Origin of the sequence: Glaesserella parasuis (assembly GCF_017352235.1) — a bacterium.
Taxonomy (GTDB): Bacteria; Pseudomonadota; Gammaproteobacteria; order Enterobacterales; family Pasteurellaceae; genus Glaesserella; species Glaesserella parasuis.
The window spans coordinates 844,248-863,701 of the sequence record NZ_CP071487.1 but is presented as its reverse complement, the minus strand read 5'-3'; the positions used below and the strand labels follow the sequence as shown (position 1 = coordinate 863,701).

General features: G+C 39.4%; 19 protein-coding genes and 1 pseudogene. 7 read left to right on the top strand and 13 right to left on the bottom strand.

Translation table 11 applies throughout. The annotated features are described in order from the left end of the window. Window positions 1-7: 7 nt before the first annotated feature. From J1G47_RS04420 to mraZ, 4 genes are read right to left on the bottom strand one after another with little or no spacing between them, the layout of a single operon-like run. Entirely contained in the window at window positions 8-2,020 is a 2,013-nt protein-coding gene (locus tag J1G47_RS04420) for a penicillin-binding transpeptidase domain-containing protein (protein WP_407926574.1), read from the bottom strand. A 2-nt stretch (window positions 2,021-2,022) separates the two neighbouring features. Beyond that, the gene (gene ftsL, locus J1G47_RS04415) at window positions 2,023-2,337 is read right to left on the bottom strand and encodes a cell division protein FtsL (RefSeq protein WP_035490396.1); all 315 of its coding nucleotides are present in this window, start codon (window positions 2,335-2,337) and stop codon (window positions 2,023-2,025) included. Next, window positions 2,334-3,272 carry a 16S rRNA (cytosine(1402)-N(4))-methyltransferase RsmH gene (gene rsmH / locus J1G47_RS04410; RefSeq protein ID WP_207326783.1) on the bottom strand — a complete coding sequence of 313 codons (939 nt, stop codon included), beginning with the start codon at window positions 3,270-3,272 and terminating at the stop codon, window positions 2,334-2,336. The genes ftsL and rsmH overlap by 4 nt, the downstream gene beginning before the upstream one ends. Window positions 3,273-3,290: 18 nt before the next feature. Then, window positions 3,291-3,749 carry a division/cell wall cluster transcriptional repressor MraZ gene (mraZ, locus tag J1G47_RS04405; protein WP_021116667.1) on the bottom strand — a complete coding sequence of 153 codons (459 nt, stop codon included), beginning with the start codon at window positions 3,747-3,749 and terminating at the stop codon, window positions 3,291-3,293. A gap of 318 nt (window positions 3,750-4,067) precedes the next feature. Between mraZ and J1G47_RS12200 the strand changes: the two genes are divergently transcribed. The 3 genes from J1G47_RS12200 to dxs all read left to right on the top strand — a co-directional run bounded on the left by J1G47_RS12200 (window position 4,068) and on the right by dxs (window position 7,214). After that, entirely contained in the window at window positions 4,068-4,184 is a 117-nt protein-coding gene (locus J1G47_RS12200; protein ID WP_075620685.1) for a surface lipoprotein assembly modifier, read from the top strand. Between the two features lie 317 nt (window positions 4,185-4,501). Further along, window positions 4,502-5,314 (top strand): inositol-1-monophosphatase, encoded by an 813-nt coding sequence (suhB, locus tag J1G47_RS04390; RefSeq protein WP_207326782.1) that lies wholly within the window; start codon window positions 4,502-4,504, stop codon window positions 5,312-5,314. 52 nt (window positions 5,315-5,366) lie between these two features. Continuing rightward, window positions 5,367-7,214 carry a 1-deoxy-D-xylulose-5-phosphate synthase gene (gene dxs, locus J1G47_RS04385; protein ID WP_207326781.1) on the top strand — a complete coding sequence of 616 codons (1,848 nt, stop codon included), beginning with the start codon at window positions 5,367-5,369 and terminating at the stop codon, window positions 7,212-7,214. Between the two features lie 195 nt (window positions 7,215-7,409). Here the strand turns inward: dxs and mnmA are convergent, their stop codons facing one another. The 6 genes from mnmA to fadR form a co-directional block, all read right to left on the bottom strand. Then, window positions 7,410-8,561, bottom strand: coding sequence for a tRNA 2-thiouridine(34) synthase MnmA (gene mnmA, locus J1G47_RS04380; protein WP_207326780.1), 1,152 nt, complete (start codon window positions 8,559-8,561; stop codon window positions 7,410-7,412). Beyond that, window positions 8,561-8,881 (bottom strand): nucleotidyltransferase domain-containing protein, encoded by a 321-nt coding sequence (locus J1G47_RS04375; protein WP_016528186.1) that lies wholly within the window; start codon window positions 8,879-8,881, stop codon window positions 8,561-8,563. Before J1G47_RS04375 ends, mnmA begins: the two co-directional genes overlap by 1 nt. Continuing rightward, window positions 8,860-9,282, bottom strand: coding sequence for a nucleotidyltransferase substrate binding protein (locus J1G47_RS04370; protein ID WP_026916556.1), 423 nt, complete (start codon window positions 9,280-9,282; stop codon window positions 8,860-8,862). The genes J1G47_RS04375 and J1G47_RS04370 overlap by 22 nt, the downstream gene beginning before the upstream one ends. 24 nt (window positions 9,283-9,306) lie before the next feature. After that, a complete protein-coding gene (gene nqrM, locus J1G47_RS04365; protein ID WP_021109364.1) occupies window positions 9,307-9,561 on the bottom strand; it encodes a (Na+)-NQR maturation NqrM in 255 nt (84 codons plus the stop codon). A gap of 11 nt (window positions 9,562-9,572) precedes the next feature. Beyond that, window positions 9,573-10,625: an FAD:protein FMN transferase gene (locus J1G47_RS04360; protein ID WP_005711334.1), complete on the bottom strand. Its 1,053-nt coding sequence runs from the start codon at window positions 10,623-10,625 to the stop codon at window positions 9,573-9,575. A 195-nt stretch (window positions 10,626-10,820) separates the two neighbouring features. Then, a complete protein-coding gene (gene fadR / locus J1G47_RS04355; protein WP_005711336.1) occupies window positions 10,821-11,543 on the bottom strand; it encodes a fatty acid metabolism transcriptional regulator FadR in 723 nt (240 codons plus the stop codon). A 163-nt stretch (window positions 11,544-11,706) separates the two neighbouring features. On the opposite strand from fadR, the gene nhaB reads away from it, so the two are divergent. The 4 genes from nhaB to glgP all read left to right on the top strand — a co-directional run bounded on the left by nhaB (window position 11,707) and on the right by glgP (window position 16,538). Beyond that, window positions 11,707-13,251: a sodium/proton antiporter NhaB gene (gene nhaB / locus J1G47_RS04350; RefSeq protein WP_005711338.1), complete on the top strand. Its 1,545-nt coding sequence runs from the start codon at window positions 11,707-11,709 to the stop codon at window positions 13,249-13,251. A gap of 16 nt (window positions 13,252-13,267) precedes the next feature. After that, window positions 13,268-13,807 carry a disulfide bond formation protein DsbB gene (gene dsbB / locus J1G47_RS04345; RefSeq protein WP_005711340.1) on the top strand — a complete coding sequence of 180 codons (540 nt, stop codon included), beginning with the start codon at window positions 13,268-13,270 and terminating at the stop codon, window positions 13,805-13,807. Between the two features lie 7 nt (window positions 13,808-13,814). Next, window positions 13,815-13,979: a DUF5363 domain-containing protein gene (locus J1G47_RS04340; protein WP_005711342.1), complete on the top strand. Its 165-nt coding sequence runs from the start codon at window positions 13,815-13,817 to the stop codon at window positions 13,977-13,979. Between the two features lie 159 nt (window positions 13,980-14,138). Then, window positions 14,139-16,538, top strand: coding sequence for a glycogen/starch/alpha-glucan family phosphorylase (gene glgP, locus J1G47_RS04335; RefSeq protein WP_207326779.1), 2,400 nt, complete (start codon window positions 14,139-14,141; stop codon window positions 16,536-16,538). 108 nt (window positions 16,539-16,646) lie between these two features. On the opposite strand, the gene J1G47_RS04330 is transcribed toward glgP, so the two are convergent. From J1G47_RS04330 to J1G47_RS04325, 3 genes and pseudogenes are all read right to left on the bottom strand, one after another. Further along, entirely contained in the window at window positions 16,647-17,894 is a 1,248-nt protein-coding gene (locus tag J1G47_RS04330) for a TonB-dependent siderophore receptor (protein WP_234924185.1), read from the bottom strand. A 108-nt stretch (window positions 17,895-18,002) separates the two neighbouring features. Then, a complete protein-coding gene (locus J1G47_RS11800; RefSeq protein WP_234924174.1) occupies window positions 18,003-18,173 on the bottom strand; it encodes a TonB-dependent receptor plug domain-containing protein in 171 nt (56 codons plus the stop codon). Between the two features lie 190 nt (window positions 18,174-18,363). After that, window positions 18,364-19,453 (bottom strand): annotated as a pseudogene (locus tag J1G47_RS04325) (iron ABC transporter permease); the annotation flags it as partial. Between the last annotated feature and the right edge of the window lies 1 nt (window position 19,454).

Genomic DNA, 19,454 nt, shown 5'->3' with positions numbered 1-19,454 from the left:
TAATCACTTAATGAGTTTCTGAAAGATTATCCGGTTTAATATTATACGCTTTTAACGTATACCCCATAATTTTGGAGAATAATGGCGCGGATACGGCACCACCATAGTAATTGCCTGCTTTAGGTTCGTTGGTCAACACGACTAATGCAAAGCGTGGATTACTTGCAGGCGCAATACCTGCAGTGTAGGCAAAATATTTTTTAACGTATTGCCCTTTTTCTAACTTACGGACTGTACCTGTTTTTACCGCCACACGATAGCCATCAATCATTGCACGTTCTCCACCTTCACCTTTTTGCGCAACGCTTTCCATCATCTTCACGACATCACGCGTTATCTTTTCAGGTAGAGCTCTCTCACCTAACACCGGCGGATCGACTTTCGTAATAGAAAGAGGACGATAAACCCCAAAACTTCCTAAAGTTGCATAAGCTCGGGCTAATTGTAGCGGTGTTACGTTTAAACCATAACCATATGCTATGGCCGCACGCTCAATATCCGCCCAACGTTTACGATCCCCGTTTGTACCACGTTGTTCACCAAGCCCTAAGCCTGTATCTTTACCAAAACCGACCTTGCTATAAGTTTCGACTAATGCGGTTGATGGCATTCTTAATGCTAAACGGCTGACCCCAATATTACTTGATTTTTGTAAGATCCCCGTCAGCGTTAAACTATCGCGAGGAGCAACATCTTTAATCGTATGTCCATTAACGACAAAAGGTCTTGTGCTAATGACTTCACTTGGATAAGTCACTTTATTTTGCAGTGCCGTTAATACCACTAGTGGTTTTACTGTTGAACCTGGTTCAAAAGTATCGGTAATCACTCGGTTACGCGCTAATTCAGATTTGAATTCTGCACGGTTATTTGGGTTAAAAGACGGTGCATTTGCCATCGCTAACACTTCACCCGTTTGAATATCCACTAAAACAGCCGTGCCTGATTCTGCCTTGTTTTCAATCACCGCTTTTTTGATTTCACGGTAAACCATAGATTGAAGTTCTTCATCAATGCTCAACATCACATCTTGCGGATCATATTTTTTCTCATCGCGAATATGCTCAATCACATTGCCACGAGCATCTTTGCGGATAACCTGTTTACCGTTTTTGCCCACTAATAAGCTATCAAAACTACGTTCTATTCCTTCCGAACCTTGTTTATCATCAACATCGGTAAAGCCGATTAATTGGGAAATTTCTTCTGCAAGAGGATAAAAACGGCGAGTTTCTGCTTTTAATACAAGCCCATCAATTTTTAATGCTCGAGCATAATCTCCTATCACATCTGATTCGTGACGAGAAATATATAAAAAACGTTGATTTGCTGAAGCATAAAGTTTATCCATCATTACGCTGTATTTCATACCTAATGCTTTGGCTAACTCTTGCATTTTTTGGCGTTCAAGCTGAGCATACTCATTTTCCAAATGTAAAAACATAGAATTTGGATTATTGCGTATGCGTTGAATTAATACGTTGTAATCTAATGCAGTTGCACGAGCGAGTAATGTCCAATAATCCTCACTTTTATTGTTTAAAATCGCTCTAGGATCATATTTATTTTCTTTATTCTGTGGTTTTTCTTTAATAAAACGATTCACACTAGCTTCAATTTTACTGGCTGAAGCCTCCATTTCCATAGCCAAAACTCGCCATAACGATTTATTACGACGAAGTTTAGTATCAAAATATTCTTTAGGATCAATCGTAATTGAATACATCGGCACACTAATTGAAAGCACTCGCCCATTTCTATCTAAAATTTTCCCCCTTGTAAAAGGAAGCTCTTTTGTCCGTAAAGAGCGATCATTTGCTTCTTTGATTAAACGTTCTGAATCAGTGACTTGTAAGAAAAAACTTTGACCGATCAAGGCACAGGCCATTACACCGATAAACAGATAAACAAATCCAAATCGGGCAGGCAAAAAACTAGGCTGGGGTGAAATATCTACCTCTTTTAATTCATCTCCCATCGTATTTTTATTTTTAGGGTTATATTTCACTGATTTTTTCATTTTTATTCCACTAAAATGATTTCTTGTTCTTTTTTAACTGGTTGTAATCCAAATTTTTCAGCAACAGCTTCGACTAAAAACTTCTGACTTTTTGAATTTTCTTCTAATTGCAAATGAACATACTGATTTTCAAGCTTCTGTTTTACTTGCAATAATTTTCCCTGCTCTGCTGTTAATAAACGTGTTTGGTGCGTAATCCAAATCGTTGCAACAGCACTAATCACCACCCCAACAAGTAGCAATAACGCCACTTTATTATGGCTAGTTAAATCGTCTAAAATCACTTGACGTAAAGGATAGCGTTCACTCGACATTATCTTTTCTCCGCAACTCTTAACACCGCACTGCGTGAGCGTGGATTGGCTTCAATCTCCGCTTCACTTGGCATAATCGCTTTGCCGACGGTTTTTAAAGGAATATTCTTATTTAACTCACTTTCTAAAATCGGCAGACCTTTCGGCACCGTCTCGCCTTTGCTCTGCTTACGCATAAACTGCTTTACCATTCTGTCTTCTAGAGAATGGAAGCTGATAATAGACAAACGCCCTTCAGGTGCGAGTACAGTTAGGGCTGAATTTAATGCCTTTTCTAATTCATCTAACTCACTATTAATGTAAATACGGATTGCCTGAAAAGAGCGAGTTGCTGGGTGTTTATGCTTATCTTTAAACGGCACGGCATCTGCAATAATTTGGGTCAGTTGCAAAGTACGGGAAATTTTTTCAGTTGCAGATTTATTGTAAGAAACGACCGCTTGTGCAATGCGTTTGGCAAAACGCTCTTCGCCAAACTCTTTTAACACCCAAGCGAGATCATCAACAGACACCTGTGCTAACCACTCCATTGCTGACAAGCCTTTGGTGGTATCCATTCGCATATCTAATGGTCCATCACGCATAAAACTAAAACCACGTTCTGCTTCGTCAAGTTGTGGGGAAGATACGCCAAGATCGAGTAAGATACCGTCAATTTTGCCGACTAAATTAAGTTCGTCACAAATATCAGGAATGGATGAAAAAGCACTGTGAACAATTTGAAAACGGGGATCAGTGATCGTGTTCGCTTCTGCAATCGCACGCGGATCACGATCAATCGCAATCAATCTACCCTGTTCACCCAATTTGCTTAAAATAAGACGTGAATGCCCACCACGCCCAAAAGTACCATCGACATAGATACCGTTGGGTTTAATGGCTAAACCATCAACTGCTTCGTGTAATAACACCGTAATATGTTTGGGTGAGTCACTCATTTTGATTATCCGTTATTGTTATAAAGAAAGGTTCTTTAATGCCTCACAATGAAGCATTTCTTCTGAGCTACCAATTGCAAGATCTTCGCTAATCTGTTTCTGCCATTGTTGATCTTGCCAAATTTCAAATTTATTTAACTGCCCAACCAACATAATCTGCTGTTCTAATTGAGCGTGCTGACGCAAAGTCGGGCTAAGTAAAATCCGTCCAGCAGAATCCATTTCACATTCTGTCGCAAAACCTTGCATAACCCGTTGAATACGACGCTGTGCAGGATCGAAGTTAGACAGAGCGAGCAATTTTTGCTCGATAATTTCCCATTCGTGCAACGGATACAGTAATAAACAAGGCTGGCGAATATCTACGGTACAAACAAATGACCCGTGGTAACTCTCCAAAAGCTCGGCACGATAACGGGTCGGAATAGCGATCCGCCCTTTGCTATCAATGCTGATTGAAGTTGCTCCACGAAACATTTTTTTGCTCACTTAACCTTAGAGATTCGGAAATTTGGAAAAAATTCCACAAAACACCACTTTTTCCCACTTTAATTGGAGAATTTTATAGTTTTCGTAGATTAGGGGCAAGAAATTTGTCAGAAAAATACGAATATATTTAATTATAAATAGAATTCATTACCCGCAGCAAAAACAACAAACTACTTTACATTGCCTCAAAATCAAGCAAACGAAAACATTTGTAATTGTTGTAAAACACAGTACATTTACTTGTAAACGTTTTTACAATAGGAGAGCTTTTTAAGCTTATTTACATGAAAAACAGAGTTCGGTGGAATCATCAATTTAGACAAAGTTCGTTCTGACAAAGTATATAGCTTAAATTTAACGCTATGGAAGCGCAATTGGTATTGGTTAGAAGTAACACCTAGGGCTACAATTTACCTATCGTAAGCAAAATAGTAATTTGCCAACGCTCTATTCCTGTACGGATAAAAACGTCAATATCTTAGTTGAAAGCCAGTTTTAAATTGTAGGGATAGGGACTATCCGCTTCGATCTCTATTTCCTTGCCTTTGACCAATCTAACGAGGAAACAAGCGAAAATCCCCTCTTACATAACTTTTCTTAAAATTAGCTGTTGTGCAGCTGCTACACAACACCAGATAAAATCTTATTTAAAACAAATTGATCTCGTCGCCCTATTCCTTTATTCCCTAACTTTCTCTATAATCCTAATCCTCTTATGTTCTTTAAAATCTGGTGGAATTATGAACCCAATGTTAAATATCGCTATTCGTGCAGCACGAAAAGCAGGCAATATTATTGCTAAAGGCTATGAGCAAGTGCCTCAAGACACTCAAGTTGCTCAAAAAGGCGCAAATGACTATGTTACCGAAATTGATAAAGCAGCAGAAGCAGCCATTATTGAAGTGATCCGTAAATCGTATCCTGATCATGCTATTGTTGGCGAAGAATCAGGCGTTTTAGCTGGCACAAATAACGATGTACAATGGGTGATTGATCCATTAGATGGCACAACAAACTTTGTTAAACGCTTGCCACATTTTGCGGTGTCGATTGCTATTCGTGTGAATGGTCGTACTGAGGTAGGTGTTGTATATGATCCTATTCGTAACGAATTATTTACCGCTGTGCGTGGCGAAGGTACAAAATTAAATGAATTCCGCCTTCGCATTAGTAATGAACATCGTGATTTACAAGGCATAGTGTTAGCAACAGGTTTCCCGTTTAAAGTCGCAAAACATCGTACTGCTCACTTAAATATGATTGAAGCCTTGATGAACAATGGCGTAGCAGATTTCCGCCGTACTGGTTCTGCAGCATTAGATTTAGCTTATGTGGCTGCTGGTCGTGTTGATGGTTACTTTGAAATCGGATTAAAACCGTGGGATTGTGCTGCAGGCGATTTAATTGCTCGTGAAGCAGGTGCGTTAGTGACCAACTTTGTTGGTGGTACAGATTACTTAAAATCAGGTAATGTAGTGGCAGGTAGCGGTCGTGTTTTAAAAGAAATTTTAAACAGTATTCAACCGACCTTAACTGAAGAACTCAAAGCCTAATAATAGATTTTTTTGATGGGCAGTTGCCCACCCAACGATTAAAGATAAGCTTATGCAAAAGACCTATCCATTGCTCAGTCAAATCAACTCACCTGATGATTTGCGTTTATTACCAAAAGATAAACTTCAACCTCTTTGTGATGAACTGCGTGCCTATTTGTTAGAGTCCGTCAGTCAAACAAGCGGTCACTTAGCCTCTGGATTAGGCGTGGTCGAATTGACCGTTGCCTTGCATTATGTTTATCAGACCCCATTCGATCAACTTATCTGGGACGTAGGACACCAAGCCTATCCACATAAAATTTTAACGGGTCGCCGTGACCAAATGCATACTATTCGTCAAAAAGACGGCTTACACCCATTCCCTTGGCGTGAAGAAAGTCCTTTTGATGTATTGAGCGTTGGACACTCTTCTACCTCTATTAGTGCTGGTTTAGGCATTGCCGTTGCCGCAGAAAAAGAGAACGCAGGGCGTAAAACGGTCTGTGTGATTGGTGATGGCGCAATCACTGCAGGTATGGCATTTGAAGCGATTAACCACGCAGGTTCAATTCATACCAATATGCTGGTTATCTTAAATGACAACGAAATGTCCATCTCAGAAAATGTGGGAGCATTAAATAATCACTTAGCTCGCCTTTTCACTGGTTCGCTTTATGGTACTTTACGTGAAGGGGGCAAAAAACTGCTCTCAGGCATTCCGTCGATCAAAGAGTTTGTGCGAAAAACAGAAGAACACGTTAAGGGCTTTGTTTCGCCTGTTGGCACAATGTTTGAAACCCTTGGCTTTAACTATATCGGCCCGATTGATGGGCATGATATTGAAGAGTTAGTATCTACATTAAAGAACATGCGTAATATGTCAGGACCACAGTTCTTACATATTAAAACCAAAAAAGGCAAAGGCTATACCCCAGCGGAACAGGACCCTATCGGCTTCCACGGCGTACCGAAATTTGACCACACAAGCGGTAAGCTACCACAAACAAAATCCGCACCGACCTATTCCAATATTTTTGGCGACTGGCTTTGCGAAATGGCAGAGCGTGATCCGAAAATTATCGGCATTACTCCTGCGATGCGTGAAGGATCGGGAATGGTTGAGTTTTCTAAACGCTTCCCACAACAATATTTTGATGTGGCGATTGCCGAACAGCACGCCGTGACCTTTGGAGCAGGGCTTGCGATTGCAGGTTACAAGCCTGTGGTGGCGATTTACTCTAGCTTCCTACAACGTGCTTATGACCAACTTATTCACGATGTGGCTATTCAAAACTTACCTGTCATTTTTGCAATTGACCGTGCTGGTATTGTGGGAGCAGACGGGCAGACCCATCAAGGCGCATTTGATTTAAGTTTTATGCGTTGTGTCCCAAATATGACGATAATGTGTCCAAGTGATGAAAATGAAATGCGTCAAATGCTTTACACTGCTTACACAATGAACAGCCCTGTTGCCGTGCGTTATCCGCGTGGCAATGCACAAGGCGTTGAGCTTCAACCGATGCAAACCCTTGAAATCGGCAAAGGCAAAGTGTTAAAACAGGGGAAAAAGGTCGCTATTCTCAATTTCGGAGCATTATTAAACGAAGCCAAACAAGTGGCAGAAGCCCATAATTACACCCTCGTTGATATGCGTTTTGCAAAACCGCTAGATGAAGCCTTAATTGCAGAGCTTGTCGACCGCCACGAATTATTAGTCACCCTTGAAGAAAATGCCCTTCAAGGTGGGGCTGGTAGTGCAGTAAACGAATACTTGCAACATATCGGCAAAATCAAACCGCTATTAATGTTGGGTATCCCTGATTTCTTTATCCCACAAGCTACGCAAGCCGAATCCTATGCGGATTTAGGGTTAGATGCGAAAGGGATTGAGCAGAAGATTCTATCTATGAAATGAGTTAATTTCCAAATCTCATTAAAAAGCTAAGATACTAAACCTAAGTTGCCCATTCTTAGGCATGGCAGACAAATGGGCACAGTAGACAAACTAGTTACTAATGTTTATTTTTTCTAAATATTAGCAGCAAATTTGTCTATTATCCCCATTCTTATGCCATAAATCTATCTTCCACAATATCACTATTAGGAGATATTACTTCAACTGCTCTTCAATAATCCCACCACCCAAACAGACTTCGCCTTGATAAAATACGGCGGACTGTCCTGGGGTAACGGCGATTTGAGGTTCATCAAAAATCACTCGAATGGTTTCGTCATCAAGCGGTTGGATTTCACATAAAATATCCGCTTGGCGGTAGCGTGTTTTTACTGTGCAACGTAGTTTTTCACGGATCGGTTGACGATCTACCCAGTGAAGTTGGCTTGCAATCAGACCGCTTGAAAGCAACGCGGAATTATCCTGACCTTGAGCGACAATTAGCACATTATTCACCAGATCTTTTTCCACTACATACCACGCATTTTCACTCGCCCCTTTGACACCACCAATACCTAAACCTTTGCGTTGTCCTAAGGTGTGATACATTAAGCCATCGTGACGACCAATCACTTGCCCATCGACGGTTTTAATCTCCCCGGCTTGTGCAGGTAAATAACGAGCAAGGAAATCTTTGAATTTACGTTCACCGATAAAACAGATACCTGTCGAATCTTTTTTCTTCGCCGTCGCTAAACCTAAGTCTTCTGCAATGGCTCGCACAATCGGTTTTTCAATATTCCCCACAGGGAAAAGACTTTGTGCGACTTGTTGCTCACTTAGGGTGTAGAGAAAATAACTTTGATCTTTGTTACTATCAAGTCCACGCAATAATTTTGGCTGTTGTTCAAGCGGTGGACGACGGACATAATGCCCAGTGGCAATAAAATCCGCCCCTAAATCCTCTGCAGCATATTCTAAAAAGGCTTTGAATTTGATCTCTTTGTTACACAAAATATCAGGGTTTGGTGTACGTCCAGCTTCATATTCTGCAAGGAAATGCTCAAACACATTATCCCAGTACTCTGCGGCAAAATTGATTTTATGCAGTTTAATACCCAGCTTATCGCAAACGGCTTGTGCATCGGCTAAATCTGCCGCCGCCGTGCAGTAATCCGTATCATCGTCTTCTTCCCAGTTCTTCATAAACAAGCCCTCCACTTGGTAGCCTTGCTGTTGAAGAATAAAGGCAGAAACCGAAGAATCTACGCCTCCTGACATTCCGCAGATCACTTTTTTCTTTGCATTTTCCGCTAATTGTTCATCGGTAAGTGCAGGAAAATGTTGTAGGTAAGTTTTTGATTTCATTATTGTTGTTCTGTCCGTTGATAAAATTGCTGTCCCACTCTGTCGATATGCTGAATAAAATTTTCGTGAGCCAGTTCGTGATAAATTGAAAGATCAAACAGATAAGGTAGGCTAGAGTCTTCTAAATCTAACCTGATTTTACCCAATATGCTCTGATTAAGATTTGGTCCTTTAAAAGTTAAGTCAATATCAGAAGCTATCCGATAATTACCCTTTGCTCGAGAACCATAAATAATCGCCTGCTCAATTTCGGGGTATTTCTTGAGAATATCAGTAATTACCCTAATAGATTGTTCATTTAATCCAAACTTTTCTGCCATAATTCCATCATTCTCTTTTCTAATGCAAGGAAAAGGGGAAGGTAAATGTGAACGATTTTTTCAAATTCTTTCAACAAAATTTGAGCATCGTAAATATGAACTGTCATATTACAGCTATTCAACATTTCCATCCAATGATGCCCCTCAAAAATAAGCTCATATTGAAAGGCTATTCGAGTTACGTTTCTAGGTCCATTTGCATCTAAAAGACCTTGATATTTCAAATAGTCTTGCATTACTTTCCAAGCAAGTTCGTGAGCGATTTCAAAACTTTGAATAATCCCTTTTTTGATAATATCAAGATCAGTATCTGCATACTTTTCTACATCATCTTTTAGATAAGCAACAGCCTGTTGATAATTTTCAAAACGCTGTTTCCAGCGAATATCTTGTTGCTCCATTTTTCCTTCCTATTGATGAAAAAATTATTTTACTTCGTAAAACTGAGCCTCTTTCTTGGCAAATTTTTCTTCATATTCGGCTTTAGCAGCTTCATCGCCAGCTTCTAATTTTGCTTTTAAATTATCACAAGGCTCATCGCAGTCACAGACTTTTTTCATTCCTAGTGCAGAAATACCGCCACAACTACCTTTAATTGTTTTACCTTTGACAATAAAGCCGATTGACATCATAAATACAATGGCTACAAAGAAAGCAAAGGTCAGTAAAATTGTTTCCATTTTTTGTCCTATTATTTTTGATTAATTAATTTTTCAAAGGCACTCGACATTTTAGTTTCATATCCGTCGCCTTTTTTGATAATTAAGAAAATTGCTAAATTTTCACGTTCTGCCACTTCCAGTGCTTTTTCTGCTCCTAACACATATAAGCCTGTTGAAAGTCCATCTGCAGTCATTGTGGTTGGTGCAAATACAGTAATTGAGGCTAAGTTATGGCTAATCGGACGTAACGCTTTTGGATCGATAATGTGAGATAGGCGATTACCCTGTTCATCTTCAAAATAGTTGCGGTAATTACCCGAAGTCGCCATACCTAAATTATGCAATGGCACAACAATTTGACTTGATGTTCCTTGAGCAAATTCAGGTTTTTCAACTGCAATACGCCACGGTTGCCCTTTTAAATTTAGTCCTTTTCCGCGTAATTCACCGCCGATCTCAACAAGATAATGTTGTACTCCTAATTGCTCAAGGTAATCCGCTAATTTATCTACGCCAAATCCTTTGGCAATTGCTGAAAGATCAAGATAAAGCTCTGGTACTTTTTTTGTTAATGTGGCTTTTGTAGCATTATCATCTAAGACTAATTTTTCAATACCAACCCAAGTGGCACGTTCTGCAATTTGTTCTTCCGTTGGTGCTTTATTTAGGCGTTTATCTGGTCCAAATCCCCATAAATTAACGAAAGGCCCAACGGTCACATCTAACGCACCTTCTGTCACTTTATTTAGACGTACCGCTTCTTTGACCACTTTGGCAAAATCAGAGGCAATTTCAAACGGTTTATCTGCCTCTTTCATTTGATTAAATTGGCTAATTTGAGAGTCTTTTTGATAGGTGGACATCTCGTTATTTACCATTTTTAACAACGTATCCATTTGACGTTGAACTTCTTCTGGTTTAGGTAAATTTGTTAAGCTACCATCATCAATATATTTGATATGGTAGGTTGTTCCCATTGTTTTACCTTCAAAGGCAATTTGTTGGGGTTCTTTATTACAAGCAGAAAGCATTACAGCGAAAAATGCCGAAATTGCCCACATTAGTAACGTTTTGATTTTCATACATCCTCCCAAAACGAATAATTAAATTAATAATGGAAAATAGACAAGGGCGATTTCCTTATCTATTTTCCATTATTGGATTGTTAATACCCTACATAGAATTATAGCATAATCTATTAGATTCAGTATGTGGAAAATGCTCCATTTGTAAAACACAATAGATTTTTATGATATAAAATTTACTATTTAGCAGTTTTATTCACCAAAATTTTTCGGTAAAATTTTTAACATTTCAGTCCAAATTTCTGCACTACGCTGACGACTCATTGCTAAACATTCTACCGCTTTTTCATAATCATTAGTTTCACAAGCGCTTCGAAGTGCTTGATAAAATGCAAAACTTAATTGACGAGAGCTAGGATTGGAGAAAAATAAAGATGCCGTTTTTAAATAGAGATCTTTAAAACTATTTAAAATCAACCCATAAACAGGCTTATTGGCAATAAAGGTAAATTCCCGATATAGCTTATAGTCAAATTCAGCATAAGCTTGTGCCGTGTCTTGAAGCGATTCAAGATCTTTTAAAAGTGACGAAGAAGCTAAATGATCAGCTTTAATTGCCTTGGGAATAAAGTATTCCCCCATTCTAGTACGCAACGAAACAACATTTGAAATAATCGTAGGTGTGATAGACTCATCTAAATGAATTAATGTACTAATGATATTTGGACCCGCTGTTTCCCAAATATTATTTACTTTGGTTGGTTTACCGTGTTGGATACTCAACCAACCATCACGCGCAAGACGCTGTAAAACTTCTCTTAACGTTGTACGCGTAACACCAATAATATCTGCAAGTTCACGCTCTGCAGGTAAATCTGAACCAGCAGGAAAGCGGTTACTCCAAATACTTTTGATTAAATATTCTTCAGCAAGGGCTGCTGGGCTTTGGGCTCTTAAAATGTCTGATTGATTCATTGATTTATCTCAAAAAATGAAGAAATACTTCAAATAAATAATAAAAAGTGTGATGTACTTATCAAAAATGATATTGCCTTCCATATAATGGCTCTTGGGCTATTATCGTTTAATCTAAACTAGATTACAATCCACAATCATTTTTACTTTTTTAGTTAAATCTATGAATAATCTTGACGCTTTTTATAAAAATTTTCTCGGTAACGCACCAGAATGGTATAAGGCTTGTATTATTGCCTTCTTAATTATCAATCCATTGCTCTATTTTTTCATTAGTCCATTTGTTGCTGGTTGGGCATTAGTGGCTGAATTTATTTTTACGTTAGCAATGGCATTAAAATGTTATCCTCTACAACCAGGTGGTTTACTTGCCATTGAAGCTATCGTTATTGGAATGACGAGTGCTGAACATATCAAAAAAGAAATCCTCGCTAACTTTGAAGTTGTCTTACTGTTGATCTTTATGGTGGCAGGCATTTACTTTATGAAACGCTTGTTACTTTATGCATTCACTAAGCTACTGATTTCCATCCATTCTAAAAAAATGCTTGCACTCACTTTCTGTTTAAGTGCGGCATTCTTATCTGCATTCCTCGATGCTTTAACGGTAATTGCGGTGATTATTAGTGTTGGAATGGGATTCTATAAAGTTTACCATAAGGTCGCATCAGGTGGGCTTTTGGACGATGATGAGTCCGATGATGCTTCAAATGATAAATTAATTACAAACAAACAAATTTTAGAACAATTTCGTGGTTTCTTGCGTAGCTTATTAATGCACGCTGGAGTAGGTAGTGCGTTAGGTGGCGTGATGACAATGGTCGGTGAACCGCAAAATTTAATTATTGCTGCTCAAGCTGATTGGGGATTTGGGGAATTTTTCTTACGGGTAGCTCCAATTAGTATCATTGTGCTTGTATCAGGTATTGCAACCTGTTATCTCGTAGAAAAATACAAACTTTTTGGTTATGGTGACCGCTTGCCGCGTAAAGTTTGGGTGGTATTAGCCCATTATAACTTGCGTAAAGAACAAGAGATGACAAAACGAGACCGAATGAAATTGGTTATTCAAGCCATAGCAGGTGTTTGGTTAGTCATTGCGTTGGCATTGCATTTAGCGGAAGTAGGATTAATCGGTCTCTCTGTTATTATTTTCTGTACAGCTTTCTGTGGTATCACTGATGAACACGCCTTAGGACGTTCTTTCCAAGAGTCGCTACCATTTACCGCATTGCTTGTGGCTTTCTTCTCTATCGTTGCCGTGATTGTAGATTTGAAACTCTTTGATCCAATTATTCAATTTGTTCTGTCCGCTGAACCAAGCTCACAATTGGTGCTGTTCTATACATTTAATGGATTGCTTTCAATGATTTCGGATAACGTTTTCGTTGGAACCGTTTACATTAACGAAGCAAAAGCGGCTTTCCAAGCTGGCATTATTAGTAGGGAACAATTTGACCTGATTGCTGTCGCAATTAACACAGGAACCAATTTACCATCAGTTGCTACTCCAAATGGACAAGCTGCATTTTTATTCTTATTGACTTCTGCTATTGCACCATTAATTCGTTTATCCTATGGACGAATGGTCTATATGGCATTACCATATACCGTAGTTTTATCAGGAGTAGGGTTCTTTGCATTAGAATTTTTACTGCCACAATTAACAAAATTAATGACGGAGTGGGGCTGGTTAATCACTCGTTAAAAATAAAGGGAACCGTATGCTAACTTATTTTAAAGAGCTATCAATAAGTCGTAGTGCTTGGCTACTTCTCACTGCAAGCTGTACAGCACTAGAAGCTGCTGCGCTCTATTTTCAACACGGAATGGGACTAAACCCTTGCGTGATGTGTATTTATGAACGATTAGCTCTATTGGCGATTTTAATTGCGGGGATTATCGGCTTTTTAGCCCCCCGCAAAACGCTCGTACGTTGGCTTGCATTATTACTTGGTTTATTTGGCTCAATAAAAGGTTTAAGCCTTGCAATTAAGCATACGGATTATCAGCTCAATCCTGCTCCGTGGAACCAGTGTTCACCTTTTGTAGATTTCCCTGAAACATTGCCATTGAACAAATGGTTCCCAGATCTCTTTGAAGCTACAGGTAAAGGCGATTGTGGAAAAGTGGTCTGGCAATTTTTAGATCTCTCTATGCCACAATGGTTGATTGTGGTTTTCTCTATTTATATTGTCGTTTTTGCTGTTATTATTATAAGTCAATTCAAGCAAACTTCTTCATACAGAACATTATTTCGTTAGGTGAAATATGAGTAGCGAATCTAAATCTTTTTTTCGTACATTATTAGAGAAATACAACGAGTTATGTAAAGATCTTGACGTTGACCAAGGTGCTTGTCGAGGCTGTGTACCCGTTGTAAAATTTGATCCCGAACAAGATGATAAATCTGGAGAAAAAACAAAAGATGTTTAAATTATCTTAAATGGGATAGAGAAAAATCTATCCCATTTATCCGTTCTAAACATGTCATACTATGATGTCCCCCCCCATTCATTTCTAAAAGAATGATTTAACTCTCGCAATTTTATTCATAATCTCTATACCATTTGAAAATTTTTATTTGGAGTCTTTATGTCATCTACTCAACAATTCCAAACGCTGTTTGAACAGTCGTTGAAAAACTACTGTGAAGAGCGTTTTTTAAAACCTGAACAACTTTCTACACAACAATGGTATCAATTCATTGCCGAAGTCAGCCAACAGGCGATTTTGCAAAATTTTCCTAAAAACGCACCGCTTGTAAACACTCGCAAAGTAAACTATCTCTCAATGGAGTTCTTAATCGGACGTTTACTGGGTAACAACTTAATGAGTCTGAGCGTTTATCAATATGTCCATTTAGCCCTTGCTCAATATGGTAAAAATTTAGTCGATATTCTCGAAGAAGAGCGTGATCCATCATTAGGCAATGGCGGTTTAGGTCGTTTAGCTGCCTGTTATTTAGATTCAATGGCAAGCCTTGCTCAGCCAGCAGTGGGATACGGATTACACTATCAATACGGCTTATTCAAACAGAGCTTTGGCTGGGCAGGTGAACAGCGTGAAGAAGGCGATGCGTGGAGCCGTGATTTCTACGCTCAACAATATCATCGCCCAGATTTTCGTCAAACCGTTGGCTTTGGTGGCGAAGTATGGCATCGTGACGGTGATAAATATGAATGGAAACCAGCGTGGACAATTTATGGTAAAGCCTTTGATTTACCTGTAGTGGGTTATAAAGGGGTTCAACAGCCGTTGCGTTTATGGCAAGGTTATAGCGAAACGTCCTTCGATCTTGATCAATTTAACGACGGCGACTATCTTGAGTCTGAAAGCAAAGTGGTTGATGCGTCAAAATTAACCAAAGTGCTATATCCAAACGACAATCATCAAGAAGGTAAAGAGTTGCGTTTAATGCAACAATATTTCCACTGTGCTTGCTCTGTTGCCGATATTCTAAAAAATCACCTTGCACAAGGCAGAACCTTAGAGCAGTTGCCTGAATTTGAAGTGATCCAGTTAAACGATACACACCCTGCGATTGCAATTCCTGAATTAATGCGTCTTTTGATTGACGAATACGGTTTATGTTGGGATCGAGCTTGGGCAATTTGTTCAAAAACATTTGCTTACACCAACCATACTTTATTGCCTGAAGCGTTGGAGCAGTGGGATCAAAATCTCGTCGCGAAATTGTTGCCACGCCATTTAATCATCATTGACCGCATTAACCACGAGCTTTATCAACAAGTGAAAGCGGAATTTAGCGAAGCAGAATTTGCAGATGCGTGGGACGAAACAGCGGTCTTAATGAACCACCGTGTGCGTATGGCAAACCTTTGTGTTGTAGGATCTTTTGCTGTCAATGGTGTGGCACAAATTCACTCGGATTTAGTGGTAAGCGATTTATTCCCAGCTTATAACCGCTTGTTTAAAGGTCGCTTCCATAATGTAACTAACGGTATTACCCCTCGTCGTTGGATCCGCCAAGCAAACCCATTACTAAGTGCGTTGTTAGATAAATATATCAAAGGTGACTGGACGAAAGATCTTGAATTGTTGGCTCAAATTGAGAAATTTGCCAAAGATCCACAGTTCCAAGCAGATTACAATCACATCAAACAGCAAAACAAACAGCTATTAGCGAAAGAAATTGAGCAATCACTTGGTTTAAAAGTGAATTGCAATGCGATTTTCGATGTTCAAATTAAACGTTTCCACGAATACAAACGCCAACATTTGAACCTGTTGAATATCATCGCCACTTATCAAGAGCTTAAAGAGAACCCACAACAAGAGGTTGTACCACGCCTGTTTATCTTTGCAGGTAAAGCGGCACCAGGTTACTTTATGGCGAAACAAATTATTCAAGCCATCAACGCTGTGGCAAAAGTGATTAACAACGATCCTGATATGCAAGGTAAATTACAAGTAGCATTCTTACCAGACTACCGTGTAAGCCTTGCGGAGAAAATCATTCCTGCGGCAGATGTTTCTGAGCAGATTTCTCTTGCGGGTAAAGAAGCGTCAGGTACGGGCAATATGAAATTAGCTCTCAATGGTGCAATTACGCTTGGCACATTAGACGGTGCAAACGTAGAAATTGCAGAATTTGCAGGGGAAGAAAATGTCGTGATTTTCGGACATACCGTTGAATCTGTGCGTGAATTGCGTGCAAAAGGTTATGTGTCTAAAACGTACTATGAGCAAGATCCTGCATTAAAACGAGCAATTGATGCATTAGCGGACGGCACATTCTCAGGTGGTAATAAAGATACCTTTGAACCGTTAGTTTATGATCTGTTAAACAAAGATTATTTCTGTGTGTTAGCAGATTTTGCAAGCTACCGTGAAGCTCAAAAAGAAGTCGCAAAACGTTATCAAGATCAAACCGCTTGGGTTGAATCTGCGATTCTTAATACGGCTCGTTTGGGTATGTTTAGCTCAGACCGTTCGATTCGTGATTATCAGACACGGATTTGGAAGAAATAGAGATATGGTAGCTAAAAATGATTTTTGGTATTCTTAGCTACTATGTTCTCTATTACACTGTAAATACTGGTGCGAGCTAGACACTCGCACCAATTAATTTAGATATTATTAGAATTTATAGGTTAAATTCGCAGTGACTTTACGTCCTTCGCCAAAGAAGCAAGCGTAACTACAACCACTGATATATTTTTTATTCGCAACATTCGTTACGTTTACTCTTGTCTCCCAATTCTCTGAAAGGCTATATTTCGCCATCAGATCCACTAGTGTTCTTGCTGGAACGCGAATATTGGCATTATTGTAGCCATCCATTTCTGTTGGAGTTGTTCCAGTATAACGAGGCACAACCCCTAATGTTAAGCCGTTAAGTACATTATCCTTAAATGCATAATTAACTAATGCAGAATAAGTATGGTTTGGTTGTAATGGAGTATCAATACGAGGTTTATCTAAGCGATGGGATTGAGCAAATATATAACTATAAGCTAAAGAAGTAGATAACGATTCAGTAATATTTAAATCAGCTTGAATTTCTACACCACGATTTTTTTGCTTTTCAACCTGAGCCATTGTGGTGACATCCCCACTACGAGCCGCGACAAGAGCATTTTTCTCTTTTAAGTCAAAATAAGCCACAGAAATCTGCCCATTGATAAATGATGGCAAATATTTAAAGCCAACTTCATATTGCTTACCTTCATAAGGCTTATAAATTGATGAACCGTTTGTAGCATTATCTAAACTACCTGAAAGAGGCCTAAAAGATTCAGAATAGCTAAAATAAGGTGCTAACCCTAAATCTGTCATATACATTAAACCCGCTGAATAGGTAGTATGATTAACTTTATTTTCTGATTTTGTTCCTCGAATATCGCTGTGACCTTTAACAAAATCACGTCTTACGCCACCAGTTACAGTTAATTTTTCGTTTAAACGTAATTGATTTTGCAAGTACAAGCCTAGCTGGCGTTGTTTATCTTTATAAACTGGAACATCAGTCAAGGTAACTGGAGCGGTAACAAGTTGAGTAATATGATAGCTTGTAGCAGGCCAAGGGAAATCATATACCCCATCAACCTTGCTGTGTTGATAATCAAAACCACCAGTTAGGGTATTTGAAATATTATCTGATTTCCATTCTTTGCTTAAACGGGTGTCAATAGTATGGGAATATGTTTTACCATCAGCAAATAGGAAGCCTTTTTTAGCCATAGTATTACTTGCGCCACCTGTTGTAAGATCCCATTCCATGCCGTAGTAATAGGTTACAAATTGCTCTTTATCTGTTTTGGCAAAGCGGTAGTTTTGTGAGAAAGTTAAGTCATCGGTAAATTTATGAGTAAATTCATATCCAATAGCATATTGTTTATTACTTACATATTTAATAATCTCAATACTTTCTAAACCATAGACATTTGGTTCCCAGCCAAAGTACGCATTTTTATATGATGAAGTTCCATCTACTCATACACTTGATCCTAAGCCACGAATACTAAACCAGTCATTAGTATCTAAATCTGAACCGTACATTTGGGTATTAACACCAGCTTCATAGCGTAATGCTTCATCTAATTGATGGACGGCTCTATCCGTTAACTGCTCTTGCGAAATCACACTAACAGATCGAGGTGCCATATAATCAACTTTCCCAGCCTTTGCAACTGACCCCACCACACTCACTTCATCGAGTACAGCGGTATTGTTGTTTGCAGTCTCATTTGCTATTGCATTGCTTGCAATGGCAAGTAGTACTACTTGAGAAATTGTTGAATAAACAAATGTTTTTTTTCATTTTAAAGTCCTTTGTGTTAATACCAAATTGTAGGGTTGAACCCGATGTCCACACAATCAGTTGGTTCGCTCTTGGGTCGCCACTGGCAATGGCGATGCGTTGCAAAGTGTCAAACAGTGCCGATAAGCTGATCCCTGTGAGTAGTATTTTTTCGGGCAACATTCCGTTGCGTTGGTTAATTGCCATTAGCACCAACAGTGCTACAACTGCCCCAGTGATCCCTGCCAACCAATACCATTCTGTTTGAGCTGTGTTGGTAAGAAACAGTACCGCCAAAATCCCCATACTTGTACCAGACGACACGCCAAGCAGTTCAGGGCTTGCCATCGGGTTTAGGGTTAAACATTGCAATAACACGCCAGCCACTGCCAATAAAATCCCAACAGCAACGGCGGTCAAAATGCGTGGGTAACGTAGCTCGACAAGCGGTGCGTAAAATTCGTTAAATTCCAATACATTCCAACCGCTTGTGCCTTTGCCTAATACGAGTGCAAGCCATAGCACGAGTGCAAAGACAAGCACAATCGGCAGTAAGGTGTAACGATGAAAACGGCGAGATAGGCGAGTTGATGTTTCTGTTAAACGCCCCGAGTAATTGCCATTTCAGCGTTCTCACACCAAGTTGGCGAATAATGGTGGCGGACGCTAACCCGATAAAACCGAGCATACCGACACAACTGACCACCGCTGAAATCATATAAGCACTGATAAACACCCCGAAAAAACGCAGACGATTAACCGGCACACCAAGACTTTGGGCATTGCTGTCGTTTAATGAAAGTATGGTAAGCGGACGAAGCAATATGGCAATTAATCCGCCACAAATCACCGCTTGTATTGCCAAAAATTGCGGATCTCGCCAGCTCTCTTGTGCCAAAGAACCAGCTCCCCATTGTGCCAAGCCCCGTGCTTCTTCAGGGTAAAACAACATCATCAAGGCGGAGAATGAACCGAAATAGAGATTAACCACCAAGCCAGCCAAAATCAGTAACAGTGGTGACATTGTTTTTCGCATTGCCAAAGTTAAAACAAGGATCAGGCTCAAGCCTGCCCCAACTAATGCGATGGCACTTGAGCTAATGTCTAACCAATTCGGCATAAAAATAGCCGTGATAAACAGGGCA